20 protein-coding genes, 2 tRNA genes and 1 other RNA gene are annotated in these 26,828 nt (G+C 49.5%); 11 read left to right on the plus strand and 12 right to left on the minus strand.

Features of this window, described 5'->3' with window-relative positions; genetic code table 11:
- Positions 1 to 315 precede the first annotated feature (315 nt).
- A complete protein-coding gene (locus DXU84_RS16760) occupies positions 316 to 1,362 on the minus strand; it encodes a 3-deoxy-7-phosphoheptulonate synthase (protein ID WP_013576109.1) in 1,047 nt (348 codons plus the stop codon).
- Positions 1,363 to 1,491: 129 nt separating this feature from the next.
- Entirely contained in the window at positions 1,492 to 2,313 is an 822-nt protein-coding gene (locus DXU84_RS16765) for a pyruvate, water dikinase regulatory protein (protein ID WP_013576108.1), read from the minus strand.
- Between the two features lie 508 nt (positions 2,314 to 2,821).
- Between DXU84_RS16765 and ppsA the strand changes: the two genes are divergently transcribed.
- Complete coding sequence (gene ppsA / locus DXU84_RS16770; protein ID WP_153376259.1) at positions 2,822 to 5,197, plus strand: phosphoenolpyruvate synthase; 2,376 nt, start codon at positions 2,822 to 2,824, stop codon at positions 5,195 to 5,197.
- A 137-nt stretch (positions 5,198 to 5,334) separates the two neighbouring features.
- On the opposite strand, the gene rprA is transcribed toward ppsA, so the two are convergent.
- Positions 5,335 to 5,445, minus strand: an RNA gene (gene rprA, locus DXU84_RS16775) — antisense sRNA RprA.
- Positions 5,446 to 5,632: 187 nt separating this feature from the next.
- Entirely contained in the window at positions 5,633 to 6,730 is a 1,098-nt protein-coding gene (gene ydiK / locus DXU84_RS16780; RefSeq protein ID WP_013576106.1) for an AI-2E family transporter YdiK, read from the minus strand.
- A 327-nt stretch (positions 6,731 to 7,057) separates the two neighbouring features.
- Between ydiK and DXU84_RS16785 the strand changes: the two genes are divergently transcribed.
- Together DXU84_RS16785 and DXU84_RS16790 are read left to right on the plus strand one after the other, a co-directional pair.
- Positions 7,058 to 10,114 (plus strand): FAD-binding and (Fe-S)-binding domain-containing protein, encoded by a 3,057-nt coding sequence (locus DXU84_RS16785; protein ID WP_013576104.1) that lies wholly within the window; start codon positions 7,058 to 7,060, stop codon positions 10,112 to 10,114.
- A 15-nt stretch (positions 10,115 to 10,129) separates the two neighbouring features.
- Positions 10,130 to 10,549 carry a hotdog fold thioesterase gene (locus tag DXU84_RS16790; protein ID WP_013576103.1) on the plus strand — a complete coding sequence of 140 codons (420 nt, stop codon included), beginning with the start codon at positions 10,130 to 10,132 and terminating at the stop codon, positions 10,547 to 10,549.
- 116 nt (positions 10,550 to 10,665) lie between these two features.
- Here DXU84_RS16790 and DXU84_RS16795 read toward each other — a convergent pair whose 3' ends face one another.
- Positions 10,666 to 11,070 (minus strand): hypothetical protein, encoded by a 405-nt coding sequence (locus tag DXU84_RS16795; RefSeq protein ID WP_013576102.1) that lies wholly within the window; start codon positions 11,068 to 11,070, stop codon positions 10,666 to 10,668.
- A gap of 456 nt (positions 11,071 to 11,526) precedes the next feature.
- Here DXU84_RS16795 and sufA point away from each other — a divergent pair, with 456 nt between their 5' ends.
- The 7 genes from sufA to DXU84_RS16830 all read left to right on the plus strand — a co-directional run bounded on the left by sufA (position 11,527) and on the right by DXU84_RS16830 (position 18,551).
- The gene (gene sufA, locus DXU84_RS16800; protein WP_013576101.1) at positions 11,527 to 11,898 is read left to right on the plus strand and encodes a Fe-S cluster assembly scaffold SufA; all 372 of its coding nucleotides are present in this window, start codon (positions 11,527 to 11,529) and stop codon (positions 11,896 to 11,898) included.
- Between the two features lie 46 nt (positions 11,899 to 11,944).
- Complete coding sequence (gene sufB / locus DXU84_RS16805; protein ID WP_112152176.1) at positions 11,945 to 13,468, plus strand: Fe-S cluster assembly protein SufB; 1,524 nt, start codon at positions 11,945 to 11,947, stop codon at positions 13,466 to 13,468.
- Between the two features lie 123 nt (positions 13,469 to 13,591).
- Positions 13,592 to 14,338, plus strand: a complete 747-nt coding sequence (gene sufC / locus DXU84_RS16810; RefSeq protein WP_013576099.1) for a Fe-S cluster assembly ATPase SufC — start codon at positions 13,592 to 13,594, stop codon at positions 14,336 to 14,338.
- Complete coding sequence (gene sufD / locus DXU84_RS16815; protein WP_013576098.1) at positions 14,313 to 15,614, plus strand: Fe-S cluster assembly protein SufD; 1,302 nt, start codon at positions 14,313 to 14,315, stop codon at positions 15,612 to 15,614. The genes sufC and sufD overlap by 26 nt, the downstream gene beginning before the upstream one ends.
- On the plus strand, positions 15,614 to 16,834 hold the full coding sequence (gene sufS, locus DXU84_RS16820; protein WP_112197126.1) for a cysteine desulfurase SufS: 1,221 nt from the start codon (positions 15,614 to 15,616) through the stop codon (positions 16,832 to 16,834). Before sufD ends, sufS begins: the two co-directional genes overlap by 1 nt.
- A gap of 28 nt (positions 16,835 to 16,862) precedes the next feature.
- Complete coding sequence (sufE, locus tag DXU84_RS16825) at positions 16,863 to 17,276, plus strand: cysteine desulfuration protein SufE (RefSeq protein WP_112152177.1); 414 nt, start codon at positions 16,863 to 16,865, stop codon at positions 17,274 to 17,276.
- A 261-nt stretch (positions 17,277 to 17,537) separates the two neighbouring features.
- A complete protein-coding gene (locus tag DXU84_RS16830; protein WP_013576095.1) occupies positions 17,538 to 18,551 on the plus strand; it encodes a L,D-transpeptidase family protein in 1,014 nt (337 codons plus the stop codon).
- Positions 18,552 to 18,765: 214 nt separating this feature from the next.
- Here DXU84_RS16830 and DXU84_RS16835 read toward each other — a convergent pair whose 3' ends face one another.
- The 5 genes from DXU84_RS16835 to DXU84_RS16855 all read right to left on the minus strand — a co-directional run bounded on the left by DXU84_RS16835 (position 18,766) and on the right by DXU84_RS16855 (position 23,033).
- Positions 18,766 to 19,002 carry a major outer membrane lipoprotein gene (locus DXU84_RS16835; protein ID WP_013576093.1) on the minus strand — a complete coding sequence of 79 codons (237 nt, stop codon included), beginning with the start codon at positions 19,000 to 19,002 and terminating at the stop codon, positions 18,766 to 18,768.
- 293 nt (positions 19,003 to 19,295) lie between these two features.
- The gene (pykF, locus tag DXU84_RS16840) at positions 19,296 to 20,708 is read right to left on the minus strand and encodes a pyruvate kinase PykF (RefSeq protein WP_037035301.1); all 1,413 of its coding nucleotides are present in this window, start codon (positions 20,706 to 20,708) and stop codon (positions 19,296 to 19,298) included.
- Between the two features lie 547 nt (positions 20,709 to 21,255).
- A tRNA-Val gene (locus DXU84_RS16845) sits at positions 21,256 to 21,332 on the minus strand.
- 29 nt (positions 21,333 to 21,361) lie between these two features.
- Positions 21,362 to 21,438 (minus strand) — tRNA-Val (locus tag DXU84_RS16850).
- 221 nt (positions 21,439 to 21,659) lie between these two features.
- Complete coding sequence (locus DXU84_RS16855) at positions 21,660 to 23,033, minus strand: MATE family efflux transporter (protein ID WP_013576091.1); 1,374 nt, start codon at positions 23,031 to 23,033, stop codon at positions 21,660 to 21,662.
- A gap of 254 nt (positions 23,034 to 23,287) precedes the next feature.
- Here DXU84_RS16855 and DXU84_RS16860 point away from each other — a divergent pair, with 254 nt between their 5' ends.
- The gene (locus DXU84_RS16860; protein ID WP_013576090.1) at positions 23,288 to 23,941 is read left to right on the plus strand and encodes a riboflavin synthase; all 654 of its coding nucleotides are present in this window, start codon (positions 23,288 to 23,290) and stop codon (positions 23,939 to 23,941) included.
- 78 nt (positions 23,942 to 24,019) lie between these two features.
- Here the strand turns inward: DXU84_RS16860 and cfa are convergent, their stop codons facing one another.
- Together cfa and punC are read right to left on the minus strand one after the other, a co-directional pair.
- Entirely contained in the window at positions 24,020 to 25,171 is a 1,152-nt protein-coding gene (cfa, locus tag DXU84_RS16865; protein ID WP_013576089.1) for a cyclopropane fatty acyl phospholipid synthase, read from the minus strand.
- Positions 25,172 to 25,531: 360 nt separating this feature from the next.
- Complete coding sequence (gene punC, locus DXU84_RS16870) at positions 25,532 to 26,743, minus strand: purine nucleoside transporter PunC (RefSeq protein ID WP_153376263.1); 1,212 nt, start codon at positions 26,741 to 26,743, stop codon at positions 25,532 to 25,534.
- Positions 26,744 to 26,828 lie beyond the last annotated feature (85 nt).

The following is a 26,828-nucleotide window of genomic DNA, read 5'->3' on the forward strand; positions in this document are numbered from 1 at the left end:
TTGGCGGATAAAGCTTGCGATGTTATGTGAATGATTTGTAAAAATATTTATGGCAAGAGTACGTTTAATACACGTGTGGTAATGGGAATTAATATCAATTTGATAATCATTATCAAATCATTACCTAAACACATCAAGAAGATTTTTGTCGCTGGAATGTAATTCTGTGGCGTTAACCCCTTAATTTAAGAGGGGAAGCAGGAGGGGATGCGCGGAGAAGCATCAGAACAGACAGAGGGTTACACGCCCCCAGGCCTGCTACTGACACAAAAAAGGGCAACCAAAGTTGCCCTTAAGAAGGTTACAGCAAAGTGATCAGAACCGGCTGTTTGTTGCCTGCGCAAGCATTGAGAGTAATGTCTCGGTGTCTTCCCAACTCAGACATGGGTCGGTAATCGATTTGCCGTAAATCAGAGGTTTGCCGTGAACGATGGGCTGTGTGCCTTCAACCAGGAAACTTTCCGCCATGATGCCCGCAATGGCAGTTGAACCGCTGATGATTTGCTGGCAAATATCTTCTGCTACCTCAAGCTGACGACGGTGCTGTTTCTGGCAGTTGCCATGACTGAAATCGACCACCAGCCGCTGCGGCAAATCGAATTCCGCCAGATTCAGGCAGGCTTGTTCGAGGTCATCCGCATGATAATTCGGTTTTTTACCTCCACGCATAATCACATGGCCGTAAGGGTTGCCGGCGGTACGGTAAATGGTCATCTGACCCTTTTTGTCCGGTGACAGGAACATATGACTGGTGCGCGACGAACGGATAGCATCGATGGCGATGCGGGTATTTCCGTCAGTGCCATTTTTAAAACCAACAGGGCAGGAAAGTGCCGAGGCCATTTCGCGGTGGATCTGACTTTCGGTGGTGCGAGCGCCGATGGCACCCCAGCTGATCAAGTCGGCAATATATTGTCCGATCACCATATCAAGGAATTCGGTCGCTGTCGGGATGCCTAGTTGGTTGACGGTCAGTAATACTTTACGTGCCAGCTCAATACCGTCATTCACACGGCAGGAACCGTTCAGTTCAGGGTCTGAAATCAGGCCTTTCCAGCCGACAACGGTGCGTGGCTTTTCAAAGTACGTACGCATGACGATTTCCAGGCGATCCTGATACTTTTCACGCAATACGCTGAGCTTGCCCGCGTAATCAATAGCCGCTTCTATATCGTGGATTGAGCAGGGGCCGACAACGACCAGCAACCGCTGATCTTCACCGCTGATAATCTTTTCAATTCGTTTACGTGATTCCATCACGTGTTGTGCGACCGACGGGGAAATTGGCAGTTTGTCTGCCAGTGCCTGAGGCGTAATCAGGCTGTCGATGCGCGTCGTACGCAGTTCATCTGTTTGTGACATCGTGTTCTCGAAAAATTTGTTTCTTCGCTGCGGCAGGAATACCGGGAAGTGATGCCGATCACAATAACGCAAAACCCGATGAATTCAACCATTGGCGGCAGGATATGCCATCTACATCAGTAAAAGGATTCAGAACATCCGGCGACTCATGCCGAAGCTGTCCATGATCTTCGCCGAAATCTCCTCAACAGAATAATTTGTACTGTTGAGGTAACGGATCTGATTTTTGCGGAATAAGGCTTCTACCTCAGAGACTTCCATCCGGCACTGGCGCAAAGATGCATAGCGGCTGTTTTCAACGCGTTCCTGGCGAATTGCCGTCAGTCGTTCCGGGTCAATCGTCAGGCCAAATAGCTTATGCATATGCGGTTTTAACGCGGCAGGTAACTGGATATTGTCCATATCGTCGGCGGTAAATGGGTAGTTAGCCGCGCGGATACCAAACTGTAATGCCAGATAAAGGCTGGTCGGCGTTTTACCGCAACGCGAGACCCCCAGTAAAATCACCTGCGCCTGATCGAGGTTGCGCAGGGAAATCCCGTCGTCGTGGGCCAGCGTGTAATCAATCGCGGCAATGCGCGCATCGTATTTGCTGATGTTGCTGGCTGTCAGGCCATGCGTCCGGTTGGCAATTGGGGTAGGATCTACGCCCAGCTCATTCTGTAAGGGGGCGACCAGCGACTGAACAATATCCTGACAGAAACCTTCACTGTTTTTAATGATGTCGCGGATGTTGGGTGAAATGATGGAATAAAACACCAGTGGGCGGGCACCGGTTTTCTCAAAAATTTCATTAATTTGCCGGCAGACAGCTTTGGCGCGCTCTTCACTTTCAACAAAGGGGAGTGAATAGGTTGTGGCATTTACCGGAAATTGTGAAAGCACAGCATGGCCTAAAACTTCTGCTGTAATCGCGGTACCGTCCGAAATGTAAAACACGCATCTGTCCACAAACTGCTCCTGAGTTATCGCACTTCATTTATCTTCAACTTATCGCTTATTTAGTAATAACCATAATTTCAGGAAATAAAAAGCGTATTCGTTCCAGCCAGCAATGTTCTGCTTATTGCTGCGAGACAGTGCGCAAAATGACTGTAATAAATGAAATGGTATTTTAAATTTTCCACGATTTCTCGCAGCTTTTTGATTTGCTTCAGCAGAGCTTCAGCAGCTCTGTTAGCATTAATTTAGTTTCGAAACTAAAGGCAACTTCTCCATGATTCATAAGGAATATTGTTGATTTCCATCGCGTAAGTAATTTTGCTGCTGTGGAATTTTCCTAAACAAAAATAGTTTGATTTGCTGGATCGATTCACCTGTCCATCTCTTATGGATCATTATGCTAATCTCAAAATGACAGCGTTGTTAAATGACAGAAAAAGCGTCGCTGACAATGACTAGACAACCGGTTTGCACGCCTACTGACTTTTACTGTAAATAAATAAGAAAGGATTGTTTCATGGCTCATCTCGATCCCGATTTACGCAATGTTATCTGGTACAACCAACTGGGTATGAAGGACGTTGATAAAGTCGGGGGCAAGAACGCATCCCTCGGGGAAATGATCACCAATTTGTCTGATCTGGGTGTTTCAGTTCCAAATGGTTTTGCAACGACTTCTCAGGCATTCAATGATTTTCTCGATCAGAGCGGTGTCAACCACCGTATTCATGAGTTGCTGGATAAAACGGATGTTGACGATATCGGGCAATTAACTCAGGCGGGCATGCAAATCCGCGAGTGGATCATTGAGACGCCATTCCAGCCTGAACTTGAGAAATCCATCCGCGAGGCCTATCAGCAGCTTTCCGACGGTGAGCCTGATGCGTCATTCGCTGTGCGTTCTTCCGCAACTGCCGAAGACATGCCGGACGCATCATTTGCCGGACAGCAGGAAACCTTCCTGAATGTTCAGGGATTTGATGCTGTACTGACCGCCGTGAAACATGTTTACGCTTCCTTATTTAATGACCGTGCCATTTCTTATCGTGTGCATCAGGGCTACGACCATCGTGGCGTGGCGCTGTCTGCGGGTGTGCAGCGCATGGTGCGTTCTGATCTCGCTTCTGCAGGCGTGATGTTCACCATTGATACCGAGTCGGGTTTTGATCAGGTGGTCTTTATCACCTCAGCTTATGGTCTGGGTGAAATGGTCGTTCAGGGGGCGGTTAACCCTGATGAGTTTTACGTACATAAACCTACGCTGGAAAAGAATAAGCCTTCTATTGTCCGCCGTACGATGGGCTCGAAGAAAATTCGCATGGTATATGCTCCGAGCCAGGAACATGGCAAACAGGTTCAGATTGAAGATGTGCCGGCTGAACAGAGCACCCGTTTCTCCCTGACGGACGACGAAGTGCAGGCACTGGCACGTCAGGCATTATTGATTGAAAAACACTATGGTCGTCCGATGGATATCGAATGGGCGAAAGATGGCCATAACGGCAACCTTTATATCGTGCAGGCACGTCCGGAGACAGTTCGTTCAAACGGTCAGGTGATGGAACGCTATCAGCTAAATGGCAGCAGTAAAGTGTTGGTTGAAGGCCGCGCTATCGGCCATCGCATTGGGGCCGGGCCGGTAAAAATCATTCATAGTATCAGCGAAATGCACCACGTTAAGGCAGGTGATATTCTGGTAACTGACATGACGGACCCTGACTGGGAGCCGATCATGAAAAAGGCATCGGCGATTGTCACCAACCGCGGCGGGCGTACCTGTCACGCAGCCATCATTGCGCGTGAATTGGGTATTCCTGCGGTAGTCGGTTGTGGTGATGCCACTGAAAAACTGACAGAAAACCAGAAAGTGACGGTTTCCTGTTCTGAAGGCGATACCGGTTACGTCTATCAGGATGAGCTGGACTTCACCGTGCAGAGCTCTGAAATTGATGAGCTGCCAAAATTACCGCTGAAGATCATGATGAATATCGGTAACCCTGACCGCGCATTCGACTTTGCCTGTCTGCCGAATGAAGGTGTCGGGCTGGCGCGTTTAGAATTCATTATTAACCGTATGATTGGTGTTCATCCCAAAGCATTACTGGAGTTTGATCAGCAGCCGGCGGAGTTGCAGGAAACCATCAATAAGATGATCCAGGGCTATGACAGCCCGCGTGAATATTATGTGGCTCGTCTGACGGAAGGGATCGCGACGCTCGGCGCTGCATTCTGGCCGAAACGGGTGATTGTGCGTTTGTCCGATTTTAAATCGAATGAATACGCCAATCTGGTCGGCGGCGAAAAATACGAGCCTCACGAAGAAAACCCGATGCTGGGCTTCCGTGGTGCGGGTCGTTATGTCTCTGACAGCTTCCGGGATTGTTTCGCGCTGGAATGTGAGGCCATGAAGCGCGTGCGCAATGATATGGGGCTGACTAACGTTGAAGTGATGATCCCGTTTGTTCGTACCGTGGCACAGGCTGAAGCTGTCGTTAAAGAGCTGGCGAGTCAGGGGCTGAAACGGGGCGAAAATGGCCTGAAAGTGATTATGATGTGTGAAATACCGTCAAATGCATTGCTTGCAGATCAGTTCCTTGAGCACTTCGACGGATTCTCTATTGGGTCTAATGACATGACGCAGCTTGCGCTGGGGCTGGATCGTGATTCCGGCGTGGTTTCTGAACTCTTTGATGAACGAAACGAAGCCGTTAAAGCCCTTTTGTCGATGGCAATCAAAGCCGCTAAGAAGCAGGGGAAATATGTCGGTATTTGCGGGCAGGGGCCATCAGATCATCAGGACTTCGCGCAATGGCTGATGGAAGAAGGAATCGACAGTTTGTCACTCAACCCGGATACCGTTGTCCAGACCTGGTTAGCGTTAGCTGAAAAGTAAATAAATGACTAATGACTGACGCTAAGGCTGTCACTTTCGGGTGGCGGCCTTTTTCTTTTTTACCGGGATGGAAGTTACGGGAATAAAAATAACGGTTAGCGGGTTACGGAATAAATAGAACGGTGAGGAAAAGAAATAAAAAAAAAAGCCCGTCATAGCAGACAGGCAAAGACTACACACAGCAATTTGGGGTATACCAGCTCAGGGGGAAGCTTGTATATAAATCAGTGGGTTGAAATCCGAACTGTTAATAATACTAAGTTTCTCAAGGTATTTAGTCTGTAAGAATTCTCCTAATAGATATTATTCTCATGCTAATTGATGAGAAGAAGTGTTTTTAGTGTGAGTCATTCAGGAAGGAAGCAGGAATAAAAAAAGCGCTGCCCGGTTGAATTATCAGGGGCAGCGCCGGTGGTCAGTTAAAACGCAACGAAATTATTCATCCAGCGCTTTTAGTGCTTCTTCAGGTTCCATGTCAGGCTCAGGAGCCTCATTGACCCAAAGCGAAATCAGACGATATGAGACAGCCAGCACGACCGGTCCGATAAACAGGCCAATCATGCCAAAAGCAAATAAACCACCAATAACACCGGACAAGATAAGCAGCATCGGTAAATCCGCACCCATGCGGATAAGAACCGGGCGAAGCACGTTATCCAGGGAACCAACCACGCAACTCCATACCAGCAGAACGGTGCCCCAGGTATTGTCGCCGGACCAGTACAGCCAGATGATGGCCGGTATCAGAACCAGTAACGGACCGATTTGCGCGACGCAGCACACGAACATCACGACGGTCAGCACGGTGGCATAAGGAATGCCAGCGATGGCCAGTCCGATCCCACCCAGAACTGACTGAACAATGGCGGTAACAACGACACCTAACGCCACGGCACGGATTGCCTGACCGGCAAGAATAACGGCTGCATCACCACGTTCTGCTGCCAGTCGCACCGCGAAATGGCGGATACCCATGGCAACATTTTCTCCACGGCTATAAAGCAGGGCACTGAACAATAACATCAGCGCACAGTGGACAATGAAACGGCCCAGATGACCTGCCTGCGTCACAAACCAGGCTGCTGTTTGTCCGACGTAGGGCTGCACTTTGCTCATCAGCGCGTTCCCGCCGCCATTGATCAGGGCATGCCAGCCGTTGTAAAGCTTATTACCCACCAGCGGGATCGCGTTCAGCCACTGAAAATCAGGCATATGTAACGATGAAGGATGGCTCGCAATTTCGACCAGCGGCGCACCATTTTCCACGGCGCTGCTGACCAGCAAGGCGATAGGCAAGACGAATAATAAGATCAACAACAGCGTCATGATAATGACGGCCAGAAAACGGCGTCCCCAGAGAAGGCGCTGGAGCTTGATCATTAATGGCCATGTGGCAATGACTACCATCCCGGCCCAGACAAACCCGAGAATAAAGGGCTGTACAATCCAGATGCTGGCAACGGTCATCAGGGCAATAAATAGCACCCCAAACATAATCTGGGGCAAGTCATAACGTTTAATTGGGAGATTCATTCATGTTTCTCAATGTGATAAACGAAGTAAGGCACAAACCCTGTGCCTCCAAGCACTATATTCATAAACAGGGGGCTAAAAATAAGCATGGAACATACGACGGCTTTTGGATAGCCCGCCACATAATTAGTTGCAAGGCGTTGTTGCCGTACGTGCTTTTTGCGGTACGTCATGAAACATCTGCAACAAAGGTGAACCAGACGGAGCGCTTAAAAACGAAGTATGTTAGTTTTTATTCTGGATAAAGAACAGGGTGGATCTGCCCGGCAGATCCGGCAGGTCGCCTCGGGCCCGCCAGGCATACAACAAAGACAGAGTCATAATTCAATGATCCCACAGATTTCTCAGGCACCGGGTGTCATCCAGCTGGTGCTCGATTTTTTGGAAGCATTAAAAAGCAACGGTTTCACGGGTGATGTCACAACAACTTATGCCGACAGGCTGACGATGGCGACGGACAACAGCGTCTATCAGTTGCTGCCGGATGCGGTCTTATTCCCCATCGCAACGTCAGACGTTGCATTGATTGCCCGCCTTGCGGGGCAGGAACGTTTTAAAACACTCGTGTTTACTCCGCGCGGTGGCGGTACCGGTACCAACGGTCAGTCACTGAACCGCGGCATTGTGGTTGATATGTCCCGTCATATGAACCGCATTCTGGATATCAACGTGGAACAAGGGTGGGTCAAGGTCGAAGCCGGGGTGATCAAAGATCAGCTCAATGATTATCTGCGCCCGTTTGGCTTTTTCTTCTCTCCCGAGTTATCAACCAGTAACCGTGCGACGCTGGGGGGCATGATTAACACCGATGCCTCCGGTCAGGGCTCGCTGGTTTATGGCAAAACGTCTGACCACGTTCTCGGTGTCCGTGCGATTGTTCTCGGTGGCGACATGCTGGATACCACCGCTATTCCGACGGCGCTGGCCGATAAGCTGGGTGAAGAGGATTCGGTCATTGGACGGATTTACCGCACCGTGCTGGACAGTTGTCGTGATAACCGCGCGCTGGTGATTGAAAAATTCCCGAAACTTAATCGTTTCCTCACAGGTTACGACCTGCGCCATGTGCTGAGTGACGATCTGCAAACCTTCAACCTGACACGCATTCTGACCGGTTCAGAAGGCTCGCTGGCCTTTATCACCGAGGCGCGTCTGAATATCACGCCGATCCCCAAAGTGCGTCGTCTGGTCAATATCAAATACGACTCCTTTAATTCAGCGTTACGTAATGCGCCTTTTATGGTGGAGGCGAAGGCGCTATCGGTTGAAACCGTCGATTCCAAAGTACTGAATCTGGCGCGAGAAGACATTGTCTGGCACAGCGTTCGTGATTACATCACCGACGTTGAAGGCAAAGACATGCAGGGACTGAACATTGTTGAGTTCGCCGGAGATGATGCAGACCTGATTGAAACTCAGGTCAGTGCGTTGTGCGAACGCCTTGATAGCCTGATAAGTGATAAAGAAGGCGGTGTGATTGGCTACCAGATTTGCGCTGATCTGGCTGGTATCGAGCGTATTTATAATATGCGCAAGAAAGCCGTCGGTCTGCTGGGTAATGCCAAAGGGCAGGCTAAACCGTTGCCGTTTGCGGAGGACACCTGTGTGCCTCCCCAGCATCTGGCGGATTATATTGTCGAATTCCGTGCGCTGCTCGACAGTCATCATCTCAGTTATGGCATGTTCGGGCATGTCGATGCGGGTGTATTGCATGTGCGTCCCGCGCTGGACATGTGTGACCCGCAACAGGAGATATTGCTCAAACAAATCTCCGATGAAGTCGTAGCCCTGACCGCTAAATATGGTGGTTTGCTATGGGGAGAGCACGGAAAGGGGTTCCGTGCAGAATACAGTCCGGCATTCTTTGGCGAAGCACTGTTCCATGAACTGCGCCGGATCAAAACCGTATTCGATCCGGATAACCGCCTGAATCCCGGTAAGATCTGCGCGCCGCTTGAGTGCGATGAACCGATGATGAAAGTCGATGCGCCAAAACGCGGAACCTTGGATCGCCGTATTCCGCTGGAAGTCCGTCAGTCATTCCGCGGTGCGATGGAATGTAACGGTAACGGCCTGTGCTTTAACTTTGATGTGAAAAGCCCGATGTGTCCGTCAATGAAAATTACCGGCAGCCGTATCCACTCGCCAAAAGGTCGCGCGGGTCTGGTTCGCGAATGGTTGCGTTTATTGTCAGAACAAGGTGTAGATCCGCTGGCGCTTGAGAATGCGCTGCCGGAGAAAGGCATGAGTTTCCGCAGCCTGATCGAACGTACGCGTAACACCTGGCATGCCAATAAAGGCGAATATGATTTCTCCCATGAAGTGAAAGAGGCAATGTCCGGCTGTCTGGCCTGCAAAGCCTGCTCGACGCAGTGCCCGATAAAAATTGATGTGCCGGGGTTCCGCTCACGTTTCCTGCAGCTTTATCACACGCGTTATCTGCGCCCGGCACGCGACCATTTTGTTGCGAGTGTTGAAAGCTATGCCCCCCTGATGGCCAAAGCCCCCAAGGTGTTCAACTTCTTCCTCAGGCAACCCTGGTTGCGCGAGATGAGCCGGAAAAATATCGGCATGGTTGATTTGCCTTTGCTGTCTTCTCCGACACTGCGCGAGCAGTTATCAGGGCATCGCGCCAGTAAGATGACGCTTGAACAACTGGAAGCCATTCCGCCTGCCCGGCGTGGTGAATACGTGCTGGTCGTGCAGGATCCGTTTACCAGTTTTTATGACGCGCAGGTCGTTGCTGATTTTATCCGTCTGATTGAAAAACTGGGCCTTAAACCTGTTCTGTTGCCTTTCTCACCTAATGGCAAAGCGCAGCACATAAAAGGTTTCCTGACCCGCTTTGCCAAAACAGCGAAGAAAACGTCGCTGTTCCTTAACCGTGTATCGCAATTGGGAATGCCGATGGTGGGGGTCGATCCTGCGCTGGTACTGTGTTATCGCGATGAATATAAAGAAATTCTCGGTGACACACGCGGATCGTTCCAGGTCCAGCTTGTGCATGAATGGCTTGACAGCTGGCTGGCTGAGCGTCCGGCACAACAACAAAGTGGCGAGTCCTGGTATCTGTTCGGACATTGTACGGAAAGCACCGCCTTGCCCAACAGCGGCAAACAGTGGGGCGACATCTTTGCCCGCTACGGTGCGAAGCTGGAAAACGTCAGTGTCGGGTGTTGCGGAATGGCAGGGACGTACGGTCATGAAACCAAGAATCTCGAAAACTCACTGGGAATTTATGAGCTTTCCTGGCATACCTCTTTGCAACGGTTGCCACGCCAGCGCTGTCTGGCAACCGGTTATTCCTGCCGCAGCCAGGTAAAACGAATCGAAGGAAACGGTGTTCGCCATCCGTTACAGGCACTGCTGGAAATCATCCCCTAACAATAAGGAAGTATTATGTCATTCTGGAAACGGAGTACCACGCTTGAAGCCCTGAATCAGCGCAGTCAAGGATGTATGGTGGGCCATGTGGGGATTGAGTTCACGCAGTTGGGTGAGGATTTCCTCGAAGCGACCATGCCGGTAGATGTACGCACAACACAGCCTTTTGGTTTACTGCACGGCGGCGCATCTGTTGTTCTGGCCGAAACGATGGGATCAATGGCGGGTTATTTATGCTGCGAAGGAAATCAAACTGTAGTGGGCGTGGAAATTAATGCCAGCCATATGCAGTCTGCACGGGAAGGGCATGTGCGCGGTGTTTGCCGCGCATTGCGCACCGGCCGCCGCAGTCAGGTGTGGCAGATTGAGATTTTTGATCAGAAAGGGAATCTGTGCTGCGTATCGCGGTTGACGACCATGGTAATCGAACATTAATACAGGCTGTTAATCAACACTGATCATACAGTCAGAAAGTGGACAGGCGGATGCATGATGAATGTGTCCGCTTTTTTATTTGACTTAGTAAAGGGAAGTAACCTGTTGAAAGCACATCAAAGCTGGAACGGAACGCGTTTGGCAAAGTCAGTTTGAAATGCCGTTGCTTTTTCCCAGATGCCCATCATGGCATAATACTGACAAATGAGTTTTAACGTGTGCCGTGCGAAATGGTAACTCTGAACACGGAAGAGTTCACACCGAACCACGCTGTTGATTTCCAGGATCAGGCGGTTATGTAATTTGCATAACGCATGAAGATAACTGTGATCATCCCCGTTTTGCAGGCACAGATTGGCCATATCCAGACAGATGCTGTTGAAGCGTTTGAGCTGGCAAAGATGTGCATCCGGGCGTCGTAAGGCGGCATCCGCCATATAAAAATCCACGGTGGCATCGCGGACACTCGATTTATATTCGTCGATCTTGCCTTGCAACCACGCATTTACCGATTGAGTCATTCTCAGTATTCCGGGTTATCTGAATGATAATCATTATCAAATAATGAACATCATATTGGCAAAAAATCGCTGGATCAACGTTTTCATCCGGTTTTTTTATTTTTGTGTAATTAAGCCAGTAAGCAAAAAGAGCTTTAATTCTTCAAATATGGCGAATTCATAAATAGGCATTTCCGATGAATGTTTTATAATAGACACAATGAAAGCTATTAAACCTTACCTTTTATAAGGTTTATTTCAATTTTTAACAAAAAATTGACAATTTATTCAATCAGTTGATGGTCGCGGTGTTCAAGACCCGCCAGTGGCCAGATGTAAAGACGGTGCACATTGAGTGTCTTTCCTCGTGTGTAATCGCTATACCCTCTTAAAACAAGAGGTTGAAGTGATTAATGTTATCACTAGAATAGAGACAATAGGTCTTGTCTATGACCGTAAAATTATGAGGTAAGACAGATGCAAACTGAAACTGTCGGCTCTTTCTCTTTAGACGACAACGTATGGCAAGGCGTTAGCCTGACAGATTCTGCAGCGAAACAGATTAATACTCTGGTGGCTCAGGATCCCGAAGTCAAAGGTCTCCAGCTTTCCGTGAAACAATCGGGCTGTGCTGGCTTTGGCTACGTTTTGGATTTAACCAAACAACCGGCCAGCGATGACCTGGTGTTTGAACATGACGGCGCTTTGCTGTTTGTTCCGCTGAAGGCCATGCCTTTCATCGACGGAACCGAGGTAGATTTTGTCCGCGAAGGACTGAATCAGATATTTAAATTCAATAATCCTAAAGCTCAGCATGCCTGCGGGTGTGGCGAAAGTTTCGGTGTTTAAAACTTTCTGTTTCTAAGATTATTGTAAACAAAGCGATGTAACCAACATGTCACGAAGCAACGTAGAAATTCCAGATGATGTGCAGTCTTGGGTCGGCGAGGGGACGAATTACAAGGAAGGGTTCTTTACCCAGCTGGCAACCGATGAATTAGCATCAGGCATCAACGAAGATGTGGTGCGTGCGATTTCCGCTAAACGCAACGAGCCTGAGTGGATGCTGGAGTTCCGTCTGCAGGCTTATCATGCCTGGTTGAAAATGGAAGAGCCACACTGGCTGAAGGCGTATTACACGCCTCTGGATTACCAGGATTACAGCTATTATTCCGCGCCATCTTGTGGCAGCTGCGATGATAGCTGTGGCTCACAACCGGGGGCGACGCAGCAATCGGGCGGCGAGTCCCTCGGTGTTCCTGCGGGCGAAGCGAATAATTATCTGACCAGCGAAGTTGAAAAGGCTTTCGAACAGCTGGGCGTTCCGGTTCGTGAAGGCAAAGAAGTCGCCGTTGATGCGATTTTTGACTCCGTATCTGTCTCCACAACGTATCGCGATAAGCTGGCTGAATCGGGCGTCATTTTCTGCTCATTTGGTGAGGCAATTCATGAATACCCTGATCTGGTGCGCAAATACCTGGGTACCGTCGTACCTGCGCAGGATAACTTCTTTGCGGCGCTGAATGCGGCAGTGGCCTCGGATGGTACTTTTGTTTACGTGCCTAAAGGCGTGCGTTGTCCGATGGAACTGTCGACTTACTTCCGTATCAATGCAGCGAAAACCGGTCAATTCGAACGTACGATCCTGATTGCTGACGAAGGCAGTTATGTCAGTTACATCGAAGGCTGCTCCGCGCCGGTACGTGATACCTACCAGCTGCACGCAGCGGTGGTTGAAGTCATCCTGCACAAAGACGCGGAAGTGAAATATTCCACCGTGCAGAACTGGTTCTCCGGCAGCAAAGACAGCAGCGGCGGTATTCTGAACTTCGTGACTAAACGTGCATTGTGCGAAGGCGCTGGCTCGAAGATGTCCTGGACGCAGTCTGAAACCGGCTCAGCTATCACCTGGAAATACCCAAGCGTTATTCTTAAAGGTGATAACTCAATCGGTGAATTCTTCTCGGTTGCGCTGACCAGTGGTAAACAGCAGGCGGATACCGGTACCAAGATGATCCACATTGGTAAAAATACCAAGTCGACCATTATTTCCAAAGGGATTTCCGCCGGTCACAGCCAGAACAGCTATCGCGGTCTGGTGAAGATCCTGCCAAGTGCAGAAAATGCCCGTAACTTTACGCAGTGTGACTCGATGCTGATTGGCGCCGACAGTGCCGCGCATACGTTCCCGTATGTTGAAGTGCGCAATAATACGGCTCAGCTGGAACATGAAGCCACGACGTCAAAAATCGGCGATGACCAGCTGTTCTACTGTCTGCAACGTGGTATCAGCGAAGATGACGCTATTTCCATGATTGTGAATGGTTTCTGTAAAGATGTCTTTTCCGAGCTGCCGCTGGAGTTTGCTGTCGAAGCACAGAAACTGCTGGCGATCAGCCTTGAACACAGCGTCGGTTAATTCGCCGTACGTTTTCCCTGCCGTCGCAGCATGGTGTGATGTGTGCGACGTGCAGGTGTGAGTTCTCAAAGTCACAGCATAAAACAGAATTATGAGCGCCCAGGCGCAAACTCAAGGATACGTATGTTAAGCATTAAGAATTTGAAGGTCCGTGTCGAAGAAAAGGAAATTCTGAAAGGACTTGATCTGGAGATCAAACCGGGTGAAGTACACGCCATCATGGGCCCGAACGGCTCAGGTAAAAGTACGCTCTCCGCGACACTGGCTGGCCGTGAAGATTACGAAGTCACTGACGGTTCCGTCATCTTCAACGGTAAAGATTTGCTGGAACTCGCGCCGGAAGATCGTGCTGGCGAAGGCGTATTCATGGCTTTCCAGTATCCGGTAGAAATCCCTGGTGTGACCAACCATTTCTTCCTGCAAACAGCAGTGAATGCGGTGCGTAAATACCGCGGGCAGGAGCCGATGGATCGTTTTGACTTCGCAGATTTCATCGAAGAGAAAATCGCGATGCTCAAGATGCCTGCCGATTTGCTCACCCGTTCAGTGAATGTAGGTTTCTCCGGTGGCGAGAAAAAGCGTAACGACATTCTGCAAATGGCAGCGCTTGAACCAAACCTGTGCATCCTTGATGAAACCGACTCCGGTCTGGACATTGATGCGCTGAAGATTGTTTCTGATGGTGTCAACACACTGCGTGACGGCAAACGTTCATTCGTTATTGTCACCCACTACCAGCGTATCCTCGACTACATCAAGCCTGACTACGTGCACGTTCTGTATCAGGGCCGCATTGTTAAATCCGGCGATTTCACCTTGGTTAAACAGTTAGAGGAGCAAGGTTATGGCTGGCTTACCGACGAAGAGTAATGTCCCTGCGGCGGGCAGTTCGCACGCCATGCAGCAACTTTACCGTCTTTTTGAAAGCCGTGGCGGTGAGCAATCCCCCCACGCGCATGCTCACTGGCAACAGGTGCTGCGCCTCGGTTTTCCGCATGCCAAACTGGAAGACTGGAAATACACGCCGGTTTCTTCACTGCTGGGCAATCAGTTCTTTGCTCCTCAGCAGCAGGCGCTGACGGTTGAGAAAATCAAATCTCTTGCGCTGCCACTGGAGTGCTACCGTCTGGTTTTCGTGGATGGCCGTTTTGATGCGAGCCTGAGCGACAGCGATACCGGTGCGTTTGAAATCGAAAAACTGAGCCCTTCCGCGCAACAAACGTTACCGGATCCGATTCAGTCAGAGGTGTTTTTGCATCTGACTGAAAGTCTGGCGCAGGATTCTTTCTCTGTGCGTTTGCCTGTAGGCAAGCACGCTGAGAAACCGCTGTATCTGCTCCATCTGAGCAGTGGTCGTGACCAGTCGCGCGAAATGAATACCGTTCATCATCGTTATCACCTGGCGATTGAGAATGGTGCGAATGCAGAAGTTATCGAGCATTACCTGAGTCTGAACGACCAGGGACATTTCACCGGTGCACGTATGACGATAAATGTGGGCGATAATGCAGATTTCACGCATTACAAACTGGCCTTTGAAAGCCAGGCCAGTTTCCACTTCTCGCATAATGATCTGGTCATCGGGCGCGATGCACGTGTTTCCAGCCACAGTTTCCTGCTGGGTGCGGGCCTGACCCGAAATAACACCAGCGCGCAGCTTAACGGCGAAAACAGCAATCTGGATATCAACAGTCTGGTTCTGCCGGTTGATTCTGAGATTGCCGATACCCGGACGTATCTGGAACATAATAAAGGCTATTGCAACAGCAAACAGTTGCACAAAGTGATCGTGAACGATCGCGCTAAAGCGATTTTCAACGGCATGATTAAAGTGGCCCAGCACGCACTGAAAACTGATGGCAAAATGACCAACAACAACTTGTTGCTGGGCAAACACACTGAGGTTGATACCAAACCTCAGCTGGAAATTTATGCCGATGACGTTAAGTGCAGCCACGGTGCGACAGTGGGTCGTATCGACGACGAACAGCTTTTCTATCTGCGTACCCGTGGGATCAGCGGGCAGGATGCTCAGCAAATGATCATCTTCGCTTTTGCTGCCGAACTGACGGAAGCCATTAAGAATGAAACCCTGCGTGAAGTCGTCATTGCCCGTATTGCAGGCAGACTAAATCGAGGTAAGTAATGAGTTTTCCACTGGAAAGAGTACGTAGCGATTTCCCTGTGCTGAGCCGTGAAGTTAACGGCCAGCCGCTGGCCTACCTTGACAGCGCGGCCAGCGCGCAGAAACCGCATCAGGTTATTCAACGAGAAATGTCTTTCTTCGAACAAGGTTATGCTGCGGTTCACCGTGGTATTCACACCATGAGCGCGGAAGCGACTGAGCAGATGGAAAACGTCCGCACTCAGGCCGCCCATTTCATGAATGCCGCATCGGCGGAAGAAATCGTCTTCGTCAAAGGTTCCACGGAAGCCATTAACCTGGTCGCCAATACCTGGGGACGTGAGTTTTTACACGCCGGCGACCACATTATTCTGACTGAAATGGAACACCACGCGAACATCGTGCCATGGCAGATGCTGGCGAAAGAACGTGATCTTCATATCGATGTCTGGCACCTGACACCCGAAGGTGAGCTGGATTTGTCACAGCTTGAATCGCTGATCACGCCACGCACAAAATTACTGACGCTGGCGCATGTTTCCAATGTATTGGGCACTGTTAACCCGATCGAAAAAATCATCCCTCAGGCTAAGGCTGCTGGTCTGACCGTCCTGGTCGATGGCGCGCAGGCGGTCATGCATCATGCGGTTGACGTGCAGGCGCTGGGCTGTGATTTCTATGTCTGGTCCGGACATAAACTTTACGGGCCGACCGGTATTGGTATTCTGTACGGCCGCAAGGCGTTGCTGGATCAGATGCCTCCGTGGGAAGGTGGCGGCTCAATGATCAAACATGTCAGTCTGACCGAAGGCACGACATTCGCGGCGGCGCCGTGGCGGTTTGAAGCGGGCACACCTAACACCGGCGGAATTATGGGGCTGGGTGCGGCAATGGAATACGTGACTGAGCTGGGTCTGGAAAATATCCATGCTTATGAACAGGAACTGATGAGCTATGCGCTCAACGCGATGGCGCAGGTGCCTGATATTCAGATCTACGGCCCTGCCACCCGAGCTGGGGTTATTGCGTTCAATCTCGGCAAACACCATGCGTACGACGTAGGCAGTTTCCTTGACCAATACGGTATTGCCATCCGCACCGGTCACCACTGTGCGATGCCATTAATGTCCTTCTACGGTGTTCCGGCTATGTGCCGCGCGTCGCTTGCGATGTACAATACACGTGAAGAAGTCGACCGTTTGGTCGCTGGACTGCAACGTATTCACCGGTTGTTGGGTTAATCCTGACAGCCCAGATCAGGATGTCTTTATGGCTTTGCCAGATAGAAACAAGTTAGTCAGAAATTTTTCCCGATGCCCGAATTGGGAAGAAAAATATCTGTACGTGATTGAGCTGGGTGGCCAGTTACCGGCTTTACCGGAAGAACACCGTCAGGATCAAAACCTGATTTCCGGCTGCCAGAGTCAGGTATGGATTGTGATGCGCACTGATGAAAATGGTGCACTGACCTTCGAAGGTGACAGTGATGCAGCCATTGTTAAAGGTCTGGTCGCGATTGTCTTCAGCCTGTATCAGGGTTTAACGCCTCGTGATGTGGTGGAACTGGATGTACGTCCGTTTTTCACTGAACTTGAACTGAGTCAGCATCTGACACCTTCACGCTCGCAAGGGCTGGAAGCGATGATTCGCTCTATTCGCGCTAAAGCCGCAGAGTTGTCTTAATACCGCTCGCTGCTGTACTGCCTTGCTCATTAGGAATTATCTGCTAATGAGCAAGGCAGATGACTTCTTTCTCTGCGTATATCTCCTTTTACTCCTGATTTTTCAACCCACTATCCTCCTGCTTTTTATTCTGACTTCTGTAAGGTAACTTTCTGATTTACAGTGGTTTGATTGCCATGAAATTCTGTGCTGCTAATATTACCAGACAAGATAATTGTCTTGCCTCAGATTCGCTGAGCGCAGGCCGAAAAAGGACTGAGTATGAGACGCGCATTACCCCTTCTGGCAATGTTAGTTGGCACAATAATGGCAACGCATTCCATGACCGCAAGTGCAGCAGAATATCCATTGCCGCCGGATAATAGCCGCCTGATTGGCGAAAATACAACGTATGTTGTGCCCAACGACGGTAAGCCGCTGGAAGACGTGGCAGCCAAATACCAGATTGGCCTGATTGCGATGCTGGAAGCGAATCCGGGAACTGACCCTTATTTGCCAAAAGCCGGAACTGTGCTGACCATTCCTTCGCAGATGCTGTTACCGGATACCAAACGTGAAGGTATCGTAGTCAATCTGGCTGAAATGCGTCTTTACTACTATCCGAAAGGCGAGGACAAAGTCATTGTCTATCCGATTGGTATCGGCCAGTTAGGGCGTAACACACCGGAGATGGTGACATCAGTCAGCCAGAAGATCCCCAATCCTACCTGGACGCCCACTGCCAATATCCGTAAAGCTTATCTGAAAGAGGGGATCACATTGCCGGGCATGGTGCCAGCCGGGCCGGATAATCCGATGGGCTTGTTTGCGATGCGTCTGTCTGCAGGAACAGGACAGTATCTGATCCACGGCACCAATGCGAACTTCGGCATTGGTATGCGCGTGAGCTCCGGTTGTATCCGTCTGCGTCCCGACGATATCGAAGCGCTGTTTAACTCGGTGCCTAAAGGGACACGCGTACAAATCGTGAATCAGCCAATCAAGTTTGATATCGAACCGGACGGTAAACGCTATATCGAGGTGCATCAGCCGTTGTCTCACACGGAGAAAGATGACCCGCAGACCAAACCAATTCCTCTGACTGCAGCAATGAAGAAATTTATTAAGCATGATGAGACTAACGCTGAGATGGTAAAAGAAGCGATTAAACGTCGTGCGGGTATGCCGGTTGTTGTCAGCGTTGGCGATAAAGCGGGGGATACACCACCGGCTATCAATCAGCCGCAAACAGCGACTTCGGGCGAACCGGCAGTCAATACAGCCAGTACGCAGTAAACGTCGCAGAAACACATCAGAAACGATTTAAACTTCAGGGGCCATCATGGTCCCTTTTTTATGTCTGACATTCACGTGAGTGATTGAGAGCGTTTTAAATGGGGGATTTAGTGATGATTCAAAGACCTGAAGGCGAGGGAGAAAAAAAACATAATGAAATTGCAGGTAAAAAAAATGGCGCACTGAGTGCGCCATTGAACTAGAGAAGTAAATATTACTTCTTGTAAGCGTGAGCTTGGTTATCCAGACGTTGGTTAGCGCGAGCTGCATCGTCTTTAGCTGCTTGAACGTCAGAACGGATTGCGTTCACGTCGTTGCTCAGTTGGTCAACTTTAGAGTTCAGAGTAGAAACGTCTGAAGACAGTTGGTCGATTTTAGCATTGCTTGAACAACCAGCCAGCATAGTTGAAGCCAGGATTACAGCGCCCAGTACCAGTTTAGTGCGATTCATTATAAAACCCTCTAGATTAAGTTAATCTCCATGTAGCGTTACAAGTATTACACAAACTATTTTCTAATGAGAATAATTTTTTGCCGGTAGACGCTATATTTTGATCGTTCGCTCAAAGAAACATCTTTTTTTACGAAAAAGTTAAAAATTGCAGCGAAAACAGCCGTATTCCATGGGACTTATCCCAATTTTGCAGCTACTGCATTTAGCACTTTTTATGAAAGAAGATACTTTTTGAATAAATAAACGCCACATTTCGCGGCGTTCATTAATGCTCTTGGTCACGTTTTTAATTAAACAACATGCACCGATGAAGTATTGGTTGTACCGCTCTGTACCAGTGCGCCAGAAACCATCACTACGATATCACCTTTCTGTGCCAGACCGCTTTCAATCGCCGCTTCTTTACCGATACGGTAGAAGTCGTCAGTAGAAGCAATCTCTTTCACCAGTTGAGTCACCACACCTTTGGTCAGGATCAACTGACGTGCGGTGATTTCATTAGTGGTCAGGGCAAGGATAGTCGCATGCGGGAAGTATTTACGCACGGCTTTTGCTGATTTACCGCCGCTGGTGGCAACGACGATCAGTGGCGCGTCCAGTTTCTCTGCAGTTTCAACAGCACCACGGCAAACCGCTTCTGTGATACGCAGCTTGCGGTTTTCGTTCTGACCATCAATACGGCTTTGCATTACGCGGTCAGTACGGTCACAGATGGTAGCCATGATAGTTACAGCTTCCAGCGGGTATTTACCTTTCGCACTTTCGCCAGACAGCATCACTGCGTCGGTACCGTCGATAATGGCGTTAGCTACGTCGCCAGCTTCTGCACGGGTAGGGCGTGGGTTTTTGATCATGGAATCGAGCATTTGTGTAGCGGTGATAACCACTTTGCGTGCACGGTTACATTTCTCAATCATCATCTTCTGCGCGAAGATAACTTCTTCAACCGGGATTTCAACACCCAGGTCACCACGGGCAACCATGATGCCGTCTGACGCTTCGAGGATTTCGTCGAAGTTGTTCAGGCCTTCCTGGTTTTCGATTTTGGAGATGATCTGGATGTGTTCGCCACCGTGTGCTTTCAGGTGTTCGCGGATTTCCAGAACGTCAGAACGTTTACGGATGAAAGAAGCCGCGACGAAGTCAACGCCTTGCTCGCAACCGAAGATCAGGTCACGTTTGTCTTTTTCAGCCAGCGCTGGCAGTGCGATAGAAACACCTGGCAGGTTAACGCCTTTGTTTTCGCCCAGGTCGCCGTTGTTCAGCACTTTACAGGTCACGTCGGTTTCGGTGACGTTGGTCACTTCCATACCAATCAGGCCGTCATCGACCAGAATGGTGTTGCCGATTTTCAAGTCAGCAGCAAAACCCTGATAGGTAACCGCAACACGTTCGGTGTTACCGATAACGCTTTGATCCGTGGTGAAAGTGTAAGTCTGACCCGCAACCAGAGAAGCGTCTTTGCCGCCTTCCAGTTTCATGGTGCGGATTTCAGGACCTTTGGTGTCCAGCAGAATTGCCGCTTTGTGACCGGTCTTCGCCATCACGTTGCGGATATTTTGAATGCGCTGACCGTGCTCTTCATAATCACCGTGAGAGAAGTTCAGACGCATAACGTTCATGCCTGCATCAAGCAGCTTGGTCAGCATTTCTTCGGATTCAGTTTTCGGTCCGATGGTACAAACAATTTTGGTCTTTTTCATGACGATTTTATCTACAAGTTGTGATGGATTGGAAAAGTGTTTGCCTGACAGCATCGCTGCCCGCGCGGAATTGAGGTGGTGCCTGGTTGAAGCAAATCATTACTAAGCGTAGAAGACTGTGAAAGGAATGGTGTAGTAAGTTCAGCCAAAGCATAGCGATTTGTGCGATTTATCATCGCTACTGGAGTGGTGATGCTTTTGTAAGTGCGATATCGACAGATCAAGGGGCTGAAACCATTCAATCGAAGAGACGATGCGTATTATAGAGGGGAACAGGTTGGGAAACCAAATAAAAAACGTGATGCGGCGCAAGCTTAGGGCAGATTTCGGAACGTTGTTTTGAAATTACCCAATGCGGGCAGGGGTGAAAGCAGAAGTGATAACGGTTTGTTCACGCAAGTGTCAAAAATGATACATACGGGAAATAATCTTAAAAAATACAAACGGATGACTTAACGTAAATTTATCAGGGAAAATAAAAGCCAGCAGAGAGGTTCAGGTCGTTCCAGGGAGTTTGATGCACAAGGGAGAGTTCAGGAAGTTGCTTTGGTGCGTCCGAGTGGACTCGAACCACCGACCCCCACCATGTCAAGGTGGTGCTCTAACCAACTGAGCTACGGACGCACAATATGCAACGGTACTGCTAAGAAAGATGGTGCGTCCGAGTGGACTCGAACCACCGACCCCCACCATGTCAAGGTGGTGCTCTAACCAACTGAGCTACGGACGCATCGTTTTTCTTTTTCATCAGCCAGTGTTGGCGACGGGGACGAATATTAACGACCTCTCTGAATACTGGCAAGGGAAAAAAGACATTTTCCTGTCATATTGTGCGTGACTGCCGAGCTTATGTGCATTGCGTTGTTTTTTTAGACATAACAGCCAGCGCAATAGCTGAAAAATCCGCGCGCCGGAACAGATATTCACAGCACGCGGATGAAGCCGGGGGGATTAACGGCCCGCTTTTTGCAAAATGGTGTAAGACGGTTGCTTCTGTAACCAGCGCATCCGCAATGTCATCATCAGCGCTGCGAAGGTCAGCCCCAGAATAAATCCGCACCAGAAACCGCTGGGGCCCATCTGCGGAACCAGAATATCGGTCAGTCCGAGAGCGTACCCTACCGGCAGGCCCAGCACCCAGTAAGCGACAAACGTAATATAGAAGATGGAACGAGTGTCTTTATAGCCCCGCAAAATGCCGCTACCGATAACCTGAATCGCATCTGAAATCTGAAACAGCGCAGCAAAGATCAGAAGATGGGAAGCCAGAGTGACGACTTCCGGGCTGTCATTATAAAGGGAGGCAATGTGCTCGCGGAAAATGATGGCCGTCAGACTGGTGCAACAGGCCATCATAATTCCCGTTCCTATACTGGTATAAGCCGCAATCTTCGCGCCTTCAACCGACGATTCCCCCAGCCGCGAACCCACACGAATCGTGGCGGCGACACCTAAAGACAGCGGGATGACGAACATCAGGGAACCGACGTTGAGCGCAATCTGGTGACTGGCGACAGCCACGATCCCAAGTGGGGAGACGAGCAGGGCAACGATCGCAAACAGTGTCACTTCGAAAAATAATGCCAGTGCGATTGGCATACCGAGCTGGATCAGACGGCGCAATGTCGGCCAGTCGGGTTTCGCAAACCGCGAATGCGGCTGAGTATCGCGCAGGGCACGATTGCGACGTACGTAAATCCGCATGATGAAGAACATGACCCAATATACGGTCCCCGTGGCGACACCACAGCCGACGCCACCGAGCGCGGGCGCACCGAACTTGCCGTAAATAAAAATGTAATTCACGGGAATGTTCACCAGCAGACCGATAAAGCCGAACACCATGCCTGGCTTGGTTTTTGACAAACCTTCACATTGGTCACGCAGCACCTGGAAGAATAAATAGCCCGGAGCGCCCCACATAATGGCATGCAGATAGCCGACGGCTTTTGCTTTCAGTTCGGGATCAATATTATGCATCAGGCTAAGAATATGGTCGCACTGTGACAGCACCGCGATGATCAGCACCGAAACCCCCGACGCCAGCCAGAATCCTTGCTGAACCTGATGACCAATTTTATCGCGACGCCCGGCTCCATTTAAATGCGCGATGGTTGGTGTCAGTGACAAGAGTAAACCGTGTCCGAATAAAATCGCCGGCAACCAGATTGAGGTGCCGACAGCGACGGCAGCCATGTCCGTGGCACTGACCGATCCCGCCATTATTGTGTCCACAACGCCCATGGATGTCTGGGCTATTTGCGCAAGGATGACCGGGATGGCAAGCGCTAACAAAACCCGCGCTTCTGCAAGGTACTTCTGCACAGATACACCTTTTTTCTTGATTATATTGAATAAAAAACGCCACAACAGATGGCATTAAACAGAGAGAAATAGTCCGAAGATTGTACATTGTCGGTATTTTTAAGCAAACAAAGCTGTTAATAGCTGGTTAAATAATGGAATTGAAGCAGACGGTGCTATTTCTTCTTGCAGAGATTTGGCTTTCAATTAATTCTGCGGCAAACTGAACGGAGTGACGTTTTAATACAACAGATTCAAACATTGAGGAAAAGGCTATGTTTACCGGAATTGTACAGGGAACCGGCACGGTCGTATCGATCGACGAGAAACCCAATTTCCGTACCCATGTTGTTCGTTTACCTGAAGATATGCTGGATAACCTGCAACTCGGCGCATCGGTATCACACAACGGTTGCTGCCTGACGGTGACTGAAGTGAACGGTGACCTGGTGAGTTTTGATCTGATGAAAGAAACCCTGCGCCTGACAAATCTGGGCGAACTGAAAGAGGGCGACTCAGTTAATCTGGAACGTGCAGCGCGTTTTAATGATGAAATTGGCGGACATTTAATGTCTGGTCATATTATTTGTACGGCGGAAGTGGCAAAAATCCTGACGTCAGAAAATAACCGTCAGATCTGGTTCCGTATGCCGCATGAAGATTTGATGAAATATGTATTACATAAAGGTTATATCGGGATCGACGGTATTAGTCTCACCATCGGTGAAGTGACCCGCACCCGTTTCTGTGTACATTTAATTCCGGAAACCTTGCAACGCACAACGCTGGGCACGAAACGTCTGGGCGACAAAATTAATATCGAAATCGATCCGCAAACTCAGGCGATTGTCGATACGGTCGAACGCGTATTAGCCAGTCGTGAAGCGGCGATCGCTACGGCACAGGCGATGATCGATAAAGCCGAATAAGTTATCTCAGACCCTTTATTGACATAAAAAAACCGGACATTCAGTGTCCGGTTTTTTATTAGCTAACGCATACAACCATCAGCGTGGTACGCGCATTCCGCCATCAACGCCTTGCGGGCTAAAGACGACTTGCCACAACTGAATGTCCCGGGCGCGGAAAGCACCGGCGCAGGCATTCAGGTAGTAGGTGAACATGCGGTGGAAACGTTCACCGTATTTTTCCGCCAGTTCCGGCCAGTGTTTCTGGAAGCGTTCATTCCACGCCATCAGCGTGCGGTCATAATCAGCGCCGATATTGTGCCAGTCTTCCATTACAAATAATGACTCACTGGTTTGTGCAATTTGTTGAACCGACGGCAGGCAACCGTTGGGGAAGATGTATTTATCAATCCACGGATCGACATTAAGGTCTGTTTTATTAGAACCGATGGTGTGCAGCAGGAAAATGCCGTCAGGTTTGATATTGCGTTTGGCGACATTAAAATAGGTCTGATAATTTTTCGGACCCACATGCTCAAACATTCCGACAGAAACAATGCGGTCAAACTGATCATTAAGGTCACGGTAATCCTGCAGCAGGATTGTGACATCCAGCCCTTCACAGCGTTTTTGAGCCAGTTTTTGTTGTTCAGCAGAAATCGTGACACCCACAACGCTCACGCCATAATTTCTTGCCGCAAACTCTGATAATCCACCCCAGCCGCAACCGATATCCAGCAAGCGCTGTCCCGGTTTTAATTGCAGCTTGTCACAGATCATTTTGAGTTTTGCTTCCTGTGCTTCTTCAAGCGTAGTGGCCTCTTTCCAGTAGCCGCAGGAATATTGCATGTACGGGTCGAGCATCAGAGTAAATAAATCATTCCCCAGATCATAATGCTCTTTGCCAACAATCCACGCCCGTTTGCGGGATTGCAGATTGGTCAGGCGTGCTGCGGCGACACGTAAAGTATCTTTAAAATGGTGGGGGAGTTTACTTTCCAAACCGGCACGAATAACGCGCTGGAAAAAGATATCCAGACGGTCGCATTCCCACCAACCGTCCATATAACTTTCACCGAGGCCCAGAGAACCTTCCTGTAAAACACGCTTAAAGAAGTCAGTGTTTTTTACTTTAAGGTCGAAAGGACGATTACCGTTTACCTGAATATCTGCCATCGCCAGCATTTCACTGGCGATCCGGTACCACTGATTGTCCTGAATGCTTTGATCTTCTATACACGATGAACTCATAGCTTCTCCATCACTTTCTCTTCTGACTTATTAACCTGCCGGGAAAAGCAAAGGCTATTTTTGCAGGTCTTTATGAGAACAGACGACTAGCGCCTCGCCCGATATTCGACACCAACAGAGGAAATTAAGAAGAACGCCTGCGCGCCGTAAGACGTGCAGGAAAATCATCCTTGAAAAAGTACAAAAAAATAAGTGTGACACTGTCCGCGCGTCTGGCTTAAGTATGTGATAAAAGTTTTGTAAAAGTGCTATTTTATTTGGTTTTGTTGAGTATAGGCTCGCTGGCAGGCATTCTCAATAGTTAATCGTGATGAATGAAAATGCCCGTTAAGTGACTGTTGCATCAGGGTATTATCACTATTAATTAGCATGCCTTGTCTGAGTTTCCTGCTCTGATTTCTGTCCATTGTCTTGCGTGATTTCATGCCGCAAAGAGAGCCAGCGACCCAAAACTACCAACAATAGTGTAGACAGCATGATCGTGACTGTCGCCATGAGCGGATGCACAATAAATGCGGAAACCAGCAAGCTGGCAAGGAAGCACAACCCGAGCTGCAGCGTATTTTGCAATGCTGCCGCCTTGCCTGTATTAGCAGGAAACGGCATTAATGCATTTGCGACAACAATTGGGTAGGTTGCACCATTCACCAAAGCCATCAGACAGAAAGGGATCAGCAGGCTAATCAGCCCGGCATCCGTGAACATGGCAACACAGAACAAAGTCACCATACTGACGCCGTAACCCGCCAGTAACCATGGCAGAATTTTATTACCGTCCAGCTTGCTGATCACAACACGGCAACCAAAACCACCAAGCAGGAAAGCAATAGTCTGCGGGACATAGCTCAGCCCGATGGCACCGGGTGAATAACCCATGTCGCTCAGGATAAACGGTGAACCCGTTAACCACGCAAAGAATCCGGCTGAACAGGCGGCATAAATCATGACATTCCCGCTGTAAACAGGCGATTTCAGTAACGTCGCAAACCCTGTTTTATCAGCCTTCGCTTGTTTTGCCGGTTTATTCTCACGCAGAGTCAGCGTCGTCAGCACCAGGACGACGGCGACTGCGGTCAGCAGAGCAAAAATGGCTTCCCAGTCAAAATGATTGAGTACCCACGCACCAAGTAATGGTGCCAGTGCCGGAGAAAGAGCCACTAACGGCATAATGCTGGCGAAGGTTTTTTTCGCCACATCGGCAGAGAAACGGTCAACAACGATTGCCTGCCAGGTGACTGCGGCGGCACAAACGCCCATCGCCTGTAAGAAGCGCAGGGCCAGAAGGGCGCGTACATTCTCAACCCAGATAACGCCCAGACAACCGACCGCAAACAGTGTCAGACCAAGAAGCAATACCGGTTTACGGCCGATCCTGTCTGACAACGGCCCCCATAACAACTGACCGAGAGCAAATCCGCCGAGAAAAATGCTCAGACTTGCGCTGATCATCCCGGGGCTGGTCATCAGACTGGTTTGCATGGCGCTGAACGCAGGCAGATACATATCAGTGGCTAAAAAGCCCAGCATGCTCAGTCCCGCGAGATAGAGCATAAATCCAAAGGAGGGTTTCATTATCGTCTCATTAATTTATTTATTGCAGATGATGTGATGCAGATTACATACCGGAGGCGGAGTTTAACGCTTTGATAACAGGCTT

The organism is Rahnella sp. RcJ3 (assembly GCF_009498575.1).
Lineage (GTDB): Bacteria > Pseudomonadota > Gammaproteobacteria > Enterobacterales > Enterobacteriaceae > Rahnella > Rahnella aceris.

Coding starts and splice junctions, on each gene's coding strand:
- DXU84_RS16760 (WP_013576109.1), bottom strand. CDS start 1,362: ATGTCACAAACAGATGAACTGCGTACGACGCGCATCGACAGCCTGATT.
- ppsA (WP_153376259.1), top strand. CDS start 2,822: ATGGCTCATCTCGATCCCGATTTACGCAATGTTATCTGGTACAACCAA.
- ydiK (WP_013576106.1), bottom strand. CDS start 6,730: ATGAATCTCCCAATTAAACGTTATGACTTGCCCCAGATTATGTTTGGG.
- DXU84_RS16785 (WP_013576104.1), top strand. CDS start 7,058: ATGATCCCACAGATTTCTCAGGCACCGGGTGTCATCCAGCTGGTGCTC.
- DXU84_RS16790 (WP_013576103.1), top strand. CDS start 10,130: ATGTCATTCTGGAAACGGAGTACCACGCTTGAAGCCCTGAATCAGCGC.
- DXU84_RS16795 (WP_013576102.1), bottom strand. CDS start 11,070: ATGACTCAATCGGTAAATGCGTGGTTGCAAGGCAAGATCGACGAATAT.
- sufA (WP_013576101.1), top strand. CDS start 11,527: ATGCAAACTGAAACTGTCGGCTCTTTCTCTTTAGACGACAACGTATGG.
- sufB (WP_112152176.1), top strand. CDS start 11,945: ATGTCACGAAGCAACGTAGAAATTCCAGATGATGTGCAGTCTTGGGTC.
- sufC (WP_013576099.1), top strand. CDS start 13,592: ATGTTAAGCATTAAGAATTTGAAGGTCCGTGTCGAAGAAAAGGAAATT.
- sufD (WP_013576098.1), top strand. CDS start 14,313: ATGGCTGGCTTACCGACGAAGAGTAATGTCCCTGCGGCGGGCAGTTCG.
- sufS (WP_112197126.1), top strand. CDS start 15,614: ATGAGTTTTCCACTGGAAAGAGTACGTAGCGATTTCCCTGTGCTGAGC.
- sufE (WP_112152177.1), top strand. CDS start 16,863: ATGGCTTTGCCAGATAGAAACAAGTTAGTCAGAAATTTTTCCCGATGC.
- DXU84_RS16830 (WP_013576095.1), top strand. CDS start 17,538: ATGAGACGCGCATTACCCCTTCTGGCAATGTTAGTTGGCACAATAATG.
- DXU84_RS16835 (WP_013576093.1), bottom strand. CDS start 19,002: ATGAATCGCACTAAACTGGTACTGGGCGCTGTAATCCTGGCTTCAACT.
- pykF (WP_037035301.1), bottom strand. CDS start 20,708: ATGAAAAAGACCAAAATTGTTTGTACCATCGGACCGAAAACTGAATCC.
- DXU84_RS16860 (WP_013576090.1), top strand. CDS start 23,288: ATGTTTACCGGAATTGTACAGGGAACCGGCACGGTCGTATCGATCGAC.
- cfa (WP_013576089.1), bottom strand. CDS start 25,171: ATGAGTTCATCGTGTATAGAAGATCAAAGCATTCAGGACAATCAGTGG.
- punC (WP_153376263.1), bottom strand. CDS start 26,743: ATGAAACCCTCCTTTGGATTTATGCTCTATCTCGCGGGACTGAGCATG.